The sequence below is a fragment of the Actinoplanes sp. TFC3 genome (genome assembly GCF_001553785.1).
Lineage (GTDB): Bacteria > Actinomycetota > Actinomycetes > Mycobacteriales > Micromonosporaceae > Actinoplanes.
Genome location: NZ_LOJP01000001.1, coordinates 2,466,893 through 2,481,121, shown reverse-complemented (window position 1 = coordinate 2,481,121; position 14,229 = coordinate 2,466,893). Strand labels below are relative to the sequence as shown.

At 72.9% G+C, this 14,229-nt stretch carries 7 protein-coding genes and 1 pseudogene; 6 read left to right on the top strand and 2 right to left on the bottom strand.

Going from position 1 to position 14,229, the window contains the following annotated elements:
• Positions 1-10: 10 nt before the first annotated feature.
• Genes TFC3_RS11280 through TFC3_RS11255 form a run of 6 tightly spaced genes read left to right on the top strand, consistent with a single transcriptional unit; the run spans position 11 to position 7,797 of the window.
• Positions 11-838 carry an SDR family oxidoreductase gene (locus TFC3_RS11280; protein ID WP_201787142.1) on the top strand — a complete coding sequence of 276 codons (828 nt, stop codon included), beginning with the start codon at positions 11-13 and terminating at the stop codon, positions 836-838.
• Positions 839-842: 4 nt separating this feature from the next.
• Complete coding sequence (locus tag TFC3_RS11275) at positions 843-2,870, top strand: FAD-dependent oxidoreductase (protein ID WP_067498991.1); 2,028 nt, start codon at positions 843-845, stop codon at positions 2,868-2,870.
• Positions 2,867-3,964: a hypothetical protein gene (locus TFC3_RS11270; RefSeq protein WP_067506430.1), complete on the top strand. Its 1,098-nt coding sequence runs from the start codon at positions 2,867-2,869 to the stop codon at positions 3,962-3,964. Before TFC3_RS11275 ends, TFC3_RS11270 begins: the two co-directional genes overlap by 4 nt.
• Positions 3,961-4,659, top strand: coding sequence for a DUF6182 family protein (locus TFC3_RS11265; RefSeq protein WP_067498989.1), 699 nt, complete (start codon positions 3,961-3,963; stop codon positions 4,657-4,659). The genes TFC3_RS11270 and TFC3_RS11265 overlap by 4 nt, the downstream gene beginning before the upstream one ends.
• A gap of 55 nt (positions 4,660-4,714) precedes the next feature.
• Positions 4,715-7,039 (top strand): phosphotransferase, encoded by a 2,325-nt coding sequence (locus TFC3_RS11260; protein WP_067498987.1) that lies wholly within the window; start codon positions 4,715-4,717, stop codon positions 7,037-7,039.
• Positions 7,036-7,797: a hypothetical protein gene (locus tag TFC3_RS11255; protein WP_153040188.1), complete on the top strand. Its 762-nt coding sequence runs from the start codon at positions 7,036-7,038 to the stop codon at positions 7,795-7,797. The genes TFC3_RS11260 and TFC3_RS11255 overlap by 4 nt, the downstream gene beginning before the upstream one ends.
• Before the next feature lie 22 nt (positions 7,798-7,819).
• On the opposite strand, the pseudogene TFC3_RS11250 reads toward TFC3_RS11255, so the two are convergent.
• Positions 7,820-13,969, bottom strand: a pseudogene (locus TFC3_RS11250) (SDR family NAD(P)-dependent oxidoreductase); the annotation flags it as partial.
• Between the two features lie 3 nt (positions 13,970-13,972).
• Positions 13,973-14,229 (bottom strand): hypothetical protein (locus TFC3_RS37920; protein WP_236718074.1); only part of this gene is annotated, 257 nt, incomplete at its 5' end.

The following is a 14,229-nucleotide window of genomic DNA, read 5'->3' as shown; positions in this document are numbered from 1 at the left end:
AGATCAGCCCATGTCCGAGCAGCGACAGATCACCGTCATCACCGGGGCCTCGCGGGGCATCGGGCGGGCCATCGCGGTCCGCCTGGGCGCGCGCGGGCACAACGTGGTGGTCAACTACAAGCGCAACTCCGACCTCGCCGAGAAGGTCGTCGCCGAGGTGGCCATGGCCGGCGGGCACGGCATCGCGGTGCAGGCCGACATGGAAACCGTCGAGGGTGTGGCCACGCTGTTCGACACCGTGGCCGGGGAGTACGGCCGGATCGACAACTTCGTGTCCAACGCGGCCGCCAGCGCGTTCAAGAACATCGTCGACCTGGGTCCGCACCATCTCGACCGCTCGTACGCGATGAACCTGCGCCCGTTCATCCTGGGCGCGCAGGAAGCCGTCAAGCTGATGGACGCCGGTGGCCGGATCGTGGCGATGAGCTCGTACGGCTCGATCCGCGCGTACCCGACGTACGCGACGCTGGGCGCGATGAAGGCCGCGATCGAGGCGTGGGTGCGCTACATGGCCGTGGAGTTCGCGCCGTACGGCATCAACGTCAACGCGGTGAACGGCGGGCTGATCGAATCCGACTCGCTGGACTACTTCTACGACGTCAAGGGCATGCCGCCGATCGAGAGCGTGCTGGAGCGGATTCCGGCGCGGCGGGCCGGCAGCGCGGGTGAGGTCGCCGAGACGGTCACCTTCCTGCTGGGTCAGGGCGCGGCCTACATCACCGGGCAGACCATCGTCGTGGACGGCGGGCTGAGCGTGGTGGCCCCGCCGTTCTTCGCCGACGCCGGCCCCGAGCTGGTGCTGCCGCCGCGGCCCACCCGTCAGCCGCAGCGGGCCTAGCACGTTGCTCACGCACGTCTTCCGGCCCGGCACCATCGGCACCCTGCGGCTGGCGCACCGCATCGTCATGGGCGCCATGCACCTCAACCTGGAGCAACGCGATGACGACGGTGCTGCGCTGGCCGCGTTCTATGCCGAGCGGGCCCGCGGGGGCGCCGCGCTGATCGTCACCGGCGGCGTCGCGGTCAGCGCGCAGGGCGCAGGCGGTCCCGGGTACGGCGTGATCAGCGCCGACGCCACCCGGGTTGCCGTGCGCCGAGTCGTGGAGCAGGTGCACGCCGCCGGTGGCCGGCTGGCGGTCCAGCTGTTCCACGCCGGGCGGTACGCGCTGCCCGGCGTGCCCGGCGTCCAGACGAGCGTGGCCCCGTCCGCGGTGCCGAGCCGGTTCGCCCGCTCGACGCCGCGGGAGTTGAGCGCGGAGCAGATCACCGAGACGGTCGGTGACTTCGCCCGCGCCGCGGTGATCGCCCGCGACCTCGGCTGCGACGCCGTCGAGATCATGGGTTCGGAGGGTTACCTGATCAACCAGTTCACCGCGCCGCTGACGAACCTGCGCGACGACGCGTGGGGCGGTGACGCCGAGCGGCGACGGCGGTTCCCGGTGGCCGTGCTGCAGGCGGTACGCGCGGCGGTGGGCGCCGAGTTCCCGGTGCTGTTCAGGATGTCCGGTGCCGACCTGGTCGCCGGTGGCACCCCGGACGACGAGGTGGCGGCGCTGGCCGTCGCGCTGGCCGGGGCCGGGGTGGACGCGCTCGCCGTCGGGGTCGGCTGGCACGAGTCGGCCGTACCGACGGTGCAGGCCCAGGTGCCCGCCGGGGCGTGGGCGGGGCGGGCCCGATCGGTCAAGCAGGCCCTGCGCGCGGGCGGGCACGGCAAGGTGGCGGTGATCGCCGCGAACCGCTTCGACCAGCTCGACCGGGCCGACGCGGAACTCGCTGCCGGGGATGTGGACTTCGTGGCGCTGGCCCGCCCGTTCCTGGCCGACCCGGCGATCGTGGCGAAGTCGCGCGCCGGGGCTGCCGGGTCGGTGGAGCTGTGCATCGCCTGCAACGAGGCGTGCATCGACCGATCGTTCGGCACCGAGACGGTGTCCTGCCTGGTGAACCCCCGCGCCGGCTACGAACTCGAGTTCCCTGTGGTCAGGGCCGCCCGCGCCGGCCGGTATGCGGTGATCGGCGCGGGACCGGCCGGGCTGGAAGCGGCGCGGGAACTGGCTCGTCAAGGCCATGACGTCACCGTGTACGAAGCCGCGCCCGAACCAGGCGGCCAGTTCCGCCTCGCCGCCGCCGTACCGGGCAAGTCCGCGTTCGGCGAGACGGTGCGACGCCGCGTCCGTGAACTGAGCACCCTGGGCGTCGCCCTGCGGCTCGGGCACCGGGTCGGTCCGGGTGACCTGGGCGAGCTGGCCTCGTACGACGGCGTGCTGCTCACCACCGGCGTGCGACCCCGGCGCCCCGAGCTGCCCGGCCTGGACCTGCCCCACGTGTTCGACTACCCGCAGGTGTTCGCCGACCCGGGCGCCCTGGGACCCCGGGTGGTCATCATCGGCGGCGGTGGCATCGCCCTTGACGTCGCCCACCTGCTGACCGCGCGCCCCCTCACCACCGGCTTCCCGTCCGGGTGGCCCCCGCCGGGTCCGGGGCCGGTGGCGGTGACCCTGATGCGCCGCGGCGGCCGGATCGGCCAGGGCGTCGGCGCGTCGACGCGCTGGGTGGTGCTGGCGGAGCTGCGCGCGGCCGGGGTCGAGATGCTGACCGGGGTGCAGTACCGGCGGATCGTCGCCGAGGGTGTGCAGGTCATCGGCGCTGACGGGCAGGACCGGCTGATCCGGGCGGACCACGTGGTGCTCGCCACCGGGCAGGAACCCGAGCCGGGCGTGGCGCAGCTGCTGCGAACGGCCGCGATCCCGTTCCTGGCGGCCGGGGGTGCCGCCGGGGCCGAGCAGCTGAACGCCGTACGGGCCGCCGCCGAAGGTTTACGCGCTGCGCGTCACGCCGGTGCTCTCGTCGCAGCCGGCGAGTGGCGGCCGTGACGGCGTACCCCGACGAGCTCGTGGTGGCGCCGGTGACGATCACCCCCACGAAACCGCTCACCCCGACACACCTCAAGGGTCTGCTCTGGACGGACGTGTTGGTCAAGGCCAGCCGCCAGCGGATCAGCACCCGGCTGGTGTGGAACCCGCGGATGGCCCACCTGACCACGCAGACCACCGCGTTCTGGCGGCATCTGGACGTCGCCGAGCCGGAAACCGACTGGAGCCGCGAAAGCGAGGCGGCGATCGGCCTGCGCTACGTCGCCTTCCACCAGGGCCGCCCGGCGATGACGGCGCGCGAGCTGGATCCGTACTTCGAGCGGGTGGAGTCACGGGCGTGGATCCACCCGGCGAGCCGGCGGCTGCTGGAGTTGTGGCGCGCGCAGATGGCCCACCTGCACGTGACCGATCCCGGGCTGACCACGGCGCGACCGCTGGCCAGCGACGCCGGCACCGCGCTGGCGCTGCTGCACGAACGGCGGCTGCTCGTGGACCACCGCCGGTTCGGCGGGCCGGTGCTGGTCGACGGCACCCGCTGGGGTCTGCCCGTGCGCCAACTGATCGGGGCCGACGGGCACGCCAACTACCTGCTGCCGATCCTGCGGGAGCTGCTGCCGGCGATCCGGCCCGGCCGGCGTTTCCTGCTGGTGCACGACAACGGCTTGCACGCCGATTATCTGCTGCTCGACCGGGTGCTGACCGTGTTCGGCGCGAGCGTGGCCCGGCTCGCGCTGAGCCGGGTTCAGGTCGCGGGTAAGGCGCAGTCGAGCAAGCTGGGCGGCTGGGGCGGGGTCACCTTGGGCGATCTGGCAGCGACCCCCGGATCGGCGGACGTGGCGGCGTACCGGCTGGGCATGCGGTTGTATTTCGTCGGTCTGCTCGACCGTGTCTCGGCGCAGGACTTCCGGCTGGACCTGTTGCGCCGGTGCGTCGGGCGGGCGGCTCGCATCCTGGCCCAAGAGCCCGGCGAGTTCAAGCCCGGCACCGTCCCGGACCATCCCGGCGGGTACGCCGACCCGCACCGCCTCACCGTATCGCTGCTCGGCCGCCGGGTCCGCGGCCTGCCCCCCGAACTGCGGGAGATCTTCCTGTGACCGACTTTCAGGAGTTGCTCGTCGCCGGCGCGCTCGCCCGCGTGGAGGCCGTCGGTGATCAGGCCGGTGGCGGGTTCGGCGCGAGCGTGGTGGTCGAGGACTACACCCCGCAGCAACTGGTGCCCGGCGTGGTCGCCTTCGTGCAGGCCCTGTCCGAACCCGACGCCGGCACCTGGACGCGAGCGTTCACCCGAACCGCCTTCCTGGCCGGCAACCCCAGCAGCCTCGCCGGGCGGTTCCCGTCCGCGCTGCGCAGCGCCGACGGCAAACTCGCCTGGTACGGACCCGGCCCAGACGGCGAGCGGCGCACCATGTCGCGGATGCTGCGCACCTTCGAGGGCCCCGGACCGGTCCCTTGGTGCGGCGCACCACCGATCGTCGTGCGGCTACCCGGCGCGGCCACCGGGGTGCAGGTCCGCGCCGAGATCGCCACGGACGGCGTGTCCGCTGCCGCCTATCTCGTGCACGTGCATCACGCGTTCGCCGAGGCTGCCCTGCGCGGGCTGGTCGGACCGGGCGACACCGTGCGCATCGAACACCACGGCGAACTCGCCGGACGCCGGCACCATGCGCTGCTCGACCCGATGGTGGCGCATGGTGTGCAGCCACGGATCAGCCAGGACACCCGCGATCCCAGCCGGCTGCGCCTGTACGCGATGTTGACCTCGAAATGCCGAAGGGGGCACCCATGCTGACCGTTGCGCTGCCCGCCGCCTGCCGGTGGCACAGGATCACGGTGGAGGTTGCGGGATGAGCGGCGTCGTCCCGGGCCGGGGCCTGTACACCGAGGAGGCCCGGCAACGCCGCCTGGGCTGGCTGCGGGATCGCACCGGACTGCCGCTCGCGGTGGCCGGGCGCACCTCGCTCGACGCGCAGGCGCTGACCGGCAACATCGAGAACTTCACCGGCTCGGTGGAGATCCCGGTCGGGCTGGCCGGGCCGCTGCTGTTCACCGGTGACACCGCGGTCGGCGAGATCGTCGCACCGCTGGCCACCACGGAGGGTGCGCTGATCGCGTCGGCGGGCCGCGGTGCGCGAGCGGTCAGCGAGTCCGGCGGGGTGGTCACCCGGGTGCTGTCGCAGCGCATGGCCCGCGCGCCGGTGTTCGAGTTCGACGGCATCGCGCGGGCTGTCGATTTCACCGCCTGGGTGCAGGAGCACCGCGAGGACCTGGAAACCCAGGTACGGCTGGTGTCCCGGCATGCGCGGCTGGTGGAGCTGGATCCGTACCAGATCGGGCGGTTCCTGCATCTGCGCGTGGTGTTCGAGACCGCGGATGCGGCCGGGCAGAACATGACTACCGCCGCGACCTGGCAGATCTGCCGGTGGATCGAGTCCACGCTGCGCGACGACGACCGGTTGCGCCCGGTGGCCACCATGCTCGAAGGCAACATGAGCAGCGACAAAAAGGTCAGCGCGGTGTCGATGCTGGCCGGGCGCGGCACCCGGGTCACCGCGGAGTGCCGCCTGACCGCCGAGGTGGTGCGCTCGGTGCTCAAATGCGAGCCGGAAACCGTGCTGCGCCGCCACCACGCGGCCCTGCTCGGCGGTCAGCAGGCCGGGATGACCGGCTACGGGGTCAACGCCGCCAACATCATTGCGGCGCTGTTCGTGGCCACCGGGCAGGACATCGCCAGCGTGCACGAGTCGGGCGCCTCGATCCTGTCGCTGGAACCCGACGGTTCCGGGCTGCGCGCCACGATCCTGCTGCCCAACCTGGTCATCGGTACGGTCGGTGGCGGCACCGTACTACCCCACCAGCGCGAATGGCTGACGGTGCTGGGCTGCGCGGGCGAGGGCGGTCTGCGGCGCTTCGCCGAGATCGTGGCCGGGTTCGCGCTGGCGCTGGATCTGTCCACGATCGCGGCCATGGCCGGCGGGCAGTTCGCCGACGCGCACCGCCGCCTGGGCCGGGCCCGGGCCGTCGAGTGGCTGCTGGCCGCCGACCTCAACGCCGAGTTGCTGCAGCCACCGATGGCCGAGCGGGCCGGCGATCCCGCACTGGTGGTGCAGTCGGTGCGGCTCGGCACCCAGCTACGCGGTGAGGGCATTGCCAGCGAGCTCGGCGAACTCGGCGAGCGCCGCAAACTCACCGGCCTGCACCCGATGCGGGTGCGCTGGCGCCCCGGCACTGGCACCGGGACCACCACCGATCTGGTGGCCAAGGTCAAGCCGCGCGGCGACGAGGTGATCAGCGGCATTGGCATGATCACCTCGCTGTGCGGGCCGGAGCTGGCGCAGGCGTGGCAACGCTGGGGGGCGCGCAGCGACTTCGCCGGCACACATCGGCGGGAGCTGGCCGTCTATCGCCGTGACGAGCCGGAGCTGACCCGGTTGCTGCCCCGGGCGTACGGCATCATCGAGGACGACCGGCGCGAGGCGTACGTCATCCTGATGGAACGCTTTGCCACGCCCGGTGGTAGCTGGGATGCCGCGCGCATCGACCGGGCGTTGCGAGCGATCGGTGCGGTGCACGGGCGCTGGCTGGGCTGCGACGAGCAGGTGCTGGCCGAGGGCTGGCTGCACCGCGAGACGGGCACCCGGACGCTGGTCGAGGCGCGCGAGCTGTGGGAGGCGCTGGCCCGTTACAACGCCGCCGAGCTGCCCGCGCTGGCCGGCGGTGAGCGCCACAAGGCGGTGCTGGAGATGGCTGCCAGCGTGGACTTCTGGGAGTCCGAACTCGCGGCCATGCCGCAGACGGTGGTCCATAACGACTTCAACCCGCGCAACGTCGTGGTGCCGGGCGAGCGTGTCATCGCGTACGACTGGGAGCTCGCGACCATCGACGTCCCCCAGCGTGACGTCGCCGAGTTGCTCGCCTTCACGCTGGGCCCGCAGGCCACGGCGGCGCAGGTGGAGCATCACTTGCGCGTGCACCGCGAAGCCGTCGCTGCCGCCTCCTCCGAGGCCGCCGCCCTGGTTGCCGCCACGGACTGGCACCAGGGCTACCGGCTGGCGCTGCAGAAGGCGATCCTGACGCGCTTCCAGCTGTACGCGACGGCGCACGTGCACCGCGAGCTGGCGTTCCTGCCCGCCCTGCTGACCTCGGCGTTCCACTTGTGGGAGATCGCGTGAGCGTGGTGCTGACCGGCATCGACGGCAGCGGCAAGAGCACGGTGGCGGCACGGCTGCGCGAACGCGACGGGGTGGCGGTCGTGCACGCCATCCGGGCGCATGAGGACCCGCTGAGCCCGTACGCCGCGCTGTCGCGGCATTTGGCTGCCGCCTCCGCCGTGGCCGACCGCCTCGGCCGCGCCCCGCTCAAGATTGCGACGCTGTACCTGCAGTTGTGCCTGTACCCGCCGCAGGAGCAGGCCGCCCGGGCCGGGGCACGGACCGTGGTCGCCGATCGGCATCCGCTGGTCGACCCGATGGTCTATCTGCCGCTGTACGCCCGGATGCGCGACACCGCCGACCCCGGAACCGACGCCGCGCAATGGTGGGCGGGCCAGCCGGAGGAAACCGCAACCACGGTACGCACGTGGCTGACCGAGTGCACCGGCGGTGACGACGTCTGGGCGCTCGGACTGCGGCTGCTCGATCTGGCCGCGCTAGCCCTGCCGCAGCTACTGGCCGAGCTGACCCGGCTCTTCCCGGTGCCCGCCCCGCAGCGGGTGGTGCTGCTCGATCTGCCGGTCGAGGAAGCCCTGGTCCGCATCAAGGGCCGCACCCCGGCCGCGGAGCTGCACGAGTCGGCCGGCGCGCTCACCGCCATCGCCACCGCCTATGACCGGGTGCTGACCTGGCTCGCCACCTCGGTGCCGGTGGTGCGCATCGACTGCGCCGCACGCACTCGCGACGACGTGACCGACGAGGTGGCCCGCGCGCTGTGACGCGCGGGCCCCTCACCGCCGTCTACGCGTCGCCGAATTCCCGGTCGATGAGGTCGAAGATCTCGTCATCCTCGGCCGCGTCCAGGTCGTCGGACGCCTCGGCGCCCGGTCCGAGCATCCGAGCCAGCGCCTGCAACCGGGCCGCCAGCCCGGCGCGCAGCGCATCGCCGGCGGGCAGCGCCTCGATGCGGGCGGCCAACCGGTCGACGTCCTGCTCGATCCCTGCGCCGGCGCCGTTGCCGGCCGGAGCCAGGTCGGTGCCGAGCCGCTCGGCCAGCGCCCGCGGGGTGGGGTTGTCGAAAACCAGCGACACCGGCAGCTCCAGCCCGGTGGCCCGGCGCAATCGGTTGCGCAGCTCGACAGCGGTCAGCGAATCCACGCCGAGCTGACGGAACGACTGATCGGTGTCGACCGCCCCGGCATAGCCCAGCACCGCAGCCGCCTCGCCGCGCACCAGCGCCAGCAGAGCTTCGTGGCGTTGGGTCTCGCCCATGGTGGCCAGCCGCTCGCGCAGACCGGAGTCACCTCCGGGCGTACCGGTGGCGGCGGCCCGGCGTCGTACCGGGCCGGTGAGTTCCTGGAACAGTGCGGGCAGATGGTCGCGGGATCGCAGCGCGGCCACGTCCAGCCGGACCGGGGCGAGCACGCCGTCATGGCCGGCCGCCAGCGCCGCGTCGAACAGCTCCAGCCCCCGCTCGGAGGGTAGGGGCAGCACCCCCGAGCGGTGCAGGCGACGCCGGTCGGCCTCGTCCAACTGGCTGGTCATGCCGCTGGCCTCGGCCCAGAAGCCCCATGCGAGCGAGAGCCCGGGCCGGCCCTGCGAGCGGCGCAACGCGGCCAGGGCGTCGAGGAACGCGTTGGCAGCCGCGTAGTTGCCCTGCCCCGGCGCGCCCATCAGGCCGGCGGCAGAGGAGAACAGCACGAACGCGGCGAGATCCAGCCCAGCGGTTTCCTCGTGCAGCACCCAGGCGGCCTCGGCCTTGGGGGCGAAGACATGGGCCAGGCGCTGCGGGGTGAGCGAGGCGATGGTGGCGTCATCGAGAACGCCGGCGGTGTGGACGACGGCGGTCAGGGCGCGCTCCTGGGGGATGGCGGCGAGCAGGCGGCGTACCGCATCACGGTCACTCACGTCGCACGCTGCGACCGTGACGTCCGCACCCAGCTCGGCCAGTTCCTTTGCCAGCACGTCCGCACCCGGCGCGTCCGCGCCTCGACGGCTGACCAGCAGCAGGTTCCGCACGCCGTGCTGCTGGGTCAGATGCCGCGCGACCTGCCCGCCCAGCGTGCCGGTGCCGCCGGTGATGAGCACCGTGCCGTTCGGGTCGATCGGTGCCGGAACGCTGAGCACCACCTTGCCGATGTGGCGGGCCTGAGCCACGTACCTGAAGGCTTCCGGCGCCTCGCGCACGTCGCGGACGGTCAAGGGCAGCAGGTGCAGCGCTCCCGAGGCGAACAGGGCCAGCAGTTCACCCAGCATCTCGCCGATGCGCTGCGGGCCCGCCTCGGCCAGGTCGAACGCCCGGTACTGCACGCCCTGCGGGGTACGGATGTCGGTCTTGCCCATCTCGATGAACCGGGCACCCTCGCCGCACAACGCCAGCGACGCGTCGACAAAGTCCCCGGCCAGCGAGTTCAGCACCACGTCCAGACGGCGGTCGCGGAACGTCTGCGCGAACTCGGTGGTCCGCGAGTTCGCCAGGTGCGCGTCGTCAAAACCGTTACGCCGCAACATTTCCTGCTTGCCCGGGCTGGCGGTTCCGAAGACCTCGGCGCCCAGGTGCCGGGCCACCTGGACGGCGGCCATGCCGACGCCACCGGCCGCCGCGTGCACGAGCACCCGTTCACCGGCCTGCAAGCGGGCCAGGTCGACCAGGGCGTAGTAGGCGGTCAGGAACACCACCGGCACCGAGGCGGCCTGCGGGAACGTCCAGCCGGGCGGGATCGCGGCCAGCGTGCGGGCATCGGCCACCGCGCTGGTGCCGAACGAGCCGGTCATCAGCCCGAAGACGCGGTCGCCGGGAACAAAACCGGTGACGTCGGCGCCGCATTCGACAACCACGCCGGCCGCCTCGCTGCCGGGTACGCCGCCGCCGGGGTACATGCCCAGCGCGATCATGGCGTCGCGGAAATTCAGGCCGGTGGCGCGCACGGCCACCCGGACCTGACCCGGTTCGAGGGCAACGCTTTTCATCGCAGCGAGCGCGAGGTTGTCGAACGAGCCGGGTTCGCTGAGCTCCAGGCGCCAGGCCGGTTGGTGTGGCGGGGTGAGGACGTCACGCTGATCGGGGCGGAGGAGACGGAAGACGTACGGCACCCCGTCGCGGATGGCCAACTGCTCCTCCCCCGAGGCCAGGGCCGAGCGCAGCACCGGGCCCTCGTCCTCGGTGTCGGCCAGCACGAAGCGCCCCGGCCGTTCGGACTGCGCCGATCGCAGCAAACCCCACACCGCCGCCGCGTACGGGTTCACCGGCCGGGCCCCGTCGCCCGCCGCCACCGCGTAGCGGGTCAGCAGCACCAGCCGCGGCCCGTCCTCCGGCCAGCTCTGTACCAGGGCGAGTGCGTCCTCAAGGGTGCCGTCGAAGCGCTGGATGACGTCGCCGGCGGCGGTGTCCGGGGCGGCGGCCAGCGCCGGGCGGGCCAGCCAGGCGGGCCGGTACAGCTCGTCGGGTGCGTTACTCGGGGGCGGGGTGGCCGGGGATCGCACGGTCAGCGCGTCGACGGTGAGGATCGCTCGGCCCGCCGGGTCGCTCAGGGCGAGCGCGAACGTGGTGTCCCCGGTGCGGGTGAGCCGCACGCGGGCGGTGGTCGCGCCCTCGGCGTGCAGGGTGAGGCCTTCGAAGTGGAAGGGCATCAGCACGTCGCCGGAGGCGTCCAGCGCGATGGTGTGCAGGGCGGCGTCGAACAGCGCCGGGTGCAGGCCGAAGCCGTCCACAGCGGTGTCGCCGGGCAGGCTCACCTCGGCGTAGGTTGCGGTGCCGTCCGACCAGGCCCGGCTGAGGCCTTGGAAGAGCGGGCCGTAGTCGAGGGCGTTGTGGGCGTACCGGGAATGGAGGTCTTCGGTATTGATGGGTTCTGCGGCGGGCGGCCAGGACGGCAGCTCGGGGTCGGCGGACGGGACGAGCGGGCCAGCGGTTCCGTCGGCGTGCCGGGTCCAGGGGGCGTCGGTGCCGTCGTCGAGGCGCGACCAGACCGCGACCGCGCGCAGCCCGTCGTCACCCGCCTCACCGACGGTGACCCGCACCTGGCGGGCGTGACCATCGGTGAGCTCCATCGGCGCACTCAGCGTGAGCTGCTCGACGCGTGGGGCCCCGGCGAGGGTGGCAGCGTGCAGGGCAAGCTCGGCGAAAGCGGTGCCAGGAACCAGAACCTTGGAACCGACAACGTGTTCGGCCAGCCACGGGTGGGTCGCGGTGGACAGCCGACCGGCGCACTGCAGGGCATCACCGTCGGCCGAGACGACCAGCGCGGCCAGCATCCGGTGCCCGGCCGCGGTCAGACCCGCACCGGTGACCTGGGTGTCGCCCAGCGGCGCGTCCGGCCAGTAGCGGCGGCGCTGAAACGGGTACGTGGGCAAGCAAACCCGGCCGCGGTCGGCGGGCAGCACCGACGCCCAGTCGACGCTCACACCCCGCACCCACGCGGCGCCCAGGGCATGCAGGAAGGCACCCCAGCCACCGTCGTCGCGGCGCAGGGTTCCGCCGGCCGCCACCGCGGAGCCCAGCGTTTCCACGATCCCGTTCGCCAGCACGGGATGCGAGGACATCTCCAGGAACGTGTCGTGGCCCTGCTCGGCGAGGGCGGTCAGGGCAGGCGCGAACAGGACGGTCTGACGCAGGTTGCGATACCAGTACCCGGCGTCCAGGCGCGCGGGTTCGACCCACTCCAGATCCACGGTGGAGAACATGGGAGTCGACGCTTCCAGCGGGTGCAGCCCGGCCAACTGCTCGGCCAGCGTGGCCTCGATTTCGGCGACCTGGCTGGAATGCGAGCCATAGTCCACCGGGATCCACCGCACGTACGTACCGGCCTCCTCGCGTCCGGCGGCAAAGCGGCGCAGCTCGTCGATGTCCCCGGACACGATCGTGGCCTCGCTGGCGTTCACGGCGGCCACGGCCAGATCGGGGTAGCCGTCCAGCCAGCCGGTGACCTCCTGCTCCGCCGCGCCGACCGACAGCATGCCCCCGGTGCCGGACAACACCCGCAACGCCCGCGACCGTACGGCCACAACCCGAGCAGCATCGGCCAGACTCAACGCCCCGGCAACGTAGGCAGCCGCGATCTCGCCTTGCGAGTGGCCCAGCACCGCGTCGGGTTCCACACCGTACGAGCGCCACAACTGAGCCAGCGAAACGTTGACAGCGAACAGCACCGGCTGGATCACGTCGACCCGCTCCAGCGACGGCGTTCCCGGCTGGCCGGTCAGCACGTCGAGCAGCGACCACCCGGTGAGGGGGTCGAGCACGGCCGCGCAGCCGGCGAGGCTGTCGGCGAACACCGGCGAGGCGTCGAGCAGCCCCCGGGCCATGCCCTCCCACTGGGTGCCCTGGCCGGGGAACACGAACACGATCCGGCGACCGGCGTCGGCAATCCCAGCAATGGGCGCGTCGGCACCGGTCAGCACCGCGCGGTGCGGGAACGGGCTGCGCCGGTGCCACAGCGCGGCAGCCGCCTCACCCGGGTCGGCATCCAGCTCGGTCAGCTGGCGGATCCGGGCGGTCAGCGCCTCGGCCGAGCGCGCCGACACCAGCCACGGCACCGGACCGCTCGACGGTTCGATCTCCGGCTCGGCAGCCTGGGGTGCCTCTTCGAGGATCACGTGGGCGTTGGTGCCGCTGAACCCGAACGAGGACACCGCCGCGCGCCGGGGTTCGTCGCCGGGGGCGGGCCAGTCGCGGGCGTCGGTGAGTAGCTGCACCGCGCCCTGCGACCAGTCGACGTGCGGGGTGGGCTCGCTGACGTGCAGGGTGCGGGGCATGAGCCGGTGCTGCAGGGCGAGCACCATCTTCATCACCCCGGCAACCCCGGCCGCGGCTTGGGTGTGGCCCAGGTTGGACTTGACCGAGCCGAGCCACAGCGGGCGGTCCGAGGCGCGGTCCTGGCCGTACGTGGCCAGCAGCGCCTGCGCCTCGACGGGGTCGCCGAGCGTGGTGCCGGTACCGTGCGCCTCGACCAGGTCGACCTGGCCGGGCGACAGGCGGGCGTCGGTCAGCGCCTGCCGGATGACGCGCTGCTGGGCCGGGCCGCTGGGGGCGGTCAGCCCGTTGGAGGCGCCGTCCTGGTTGATCGCGCTGCCCCGGATCACCGCGAGGACCCGGTGGCCGTTGTGCTGGGCGTCGCTGAGGCGTTCCAGCACGAGCATGCCAGCGCCCTCGGCCCAGCTGGTGCCGTCGGCGTCGGCCGAGAACGACTTGGAGCGCCCGTCCGGGGCGAGTCCGCGCTGCTTGCTGAACTCCAGGAACACCGTCGGGGTGCTCATCACGGTCACCCCGCCGGCCAAGGCCAGCGTGCATTCGCCATGCCGCAGCGCGTGGCACGCCTGGTGCAGCGCCACCAGCGAGGATGAGCAGGCGGTGTCCACGGTGAACGCGGGGCCCTCCAGCCCGAGGGCGTACGAGATGCGCCCGGCCAGCACCGACACTGCGTTACCGGTGGCCAGGTAGCCGGCGGTGTCCCCCGCGGCGCGGGCCAGGTCGGTGTAGTCCGACATCCCGCCGCCGACGAACACCCCGGTGCGGCTGCCGCGCAGCCCGGCCGGGCCGGTGCCGAGGCGTTCGAGGGCTTCCCACGCGACTTCGAGCAGCAGCCGCTGCTGCGGGTCCATGGCGACCGCCTCGCGCGGGGAGATGCCGAAGAACTCGGCGTCGAAGCCGGCCGCCTCGTTCAGGAAGCCACCGGCGTTGACGTAGCTGGTGCCGGGGCGCTCGGCGCTGGGGTCGTACACCGCGGCGAGATCCCAGCCGCGGTCGTCCGGGAAGCCCGCGATGGCGTCGGTGCCCTCGTCGACCAGCCGCCACAGCTGCTCCGGCGTGCTCACCCCGCCGGGTAGGCGGCAGCTCATCGCGACGATCGCGATGGGCTCGGCGGTGCGCGCTTCCCGCAACTGGTTGCGGGTGTCGGCCAGCTCCGCCGTGACGCGCTTGAGGTAGCCGACGAGTTCCTGTTCAGCAACCATTGCTCAGCTCTGTCCTTCGTTCGGCGCTTGGTCCAGCCAGGTGTGGATCGCCGCGGCAGCCTCGGCGGCGTGCTCGGCAACGATCGTGCAGTGGTCCCCGGGCACGCTGACCCGGGTGTGCGGCAACGGCCACTGCGCCCGCCACTCCCCCGGGATCGGCGGGACTTGCGGGTCCCCGGCGATGCAGTCCTCGGGGGCCCCGAACAACGGGGGGGCTTGGGTCGGGGGAGGCTGCCACGGCCGGGACAACGCCCCGGACG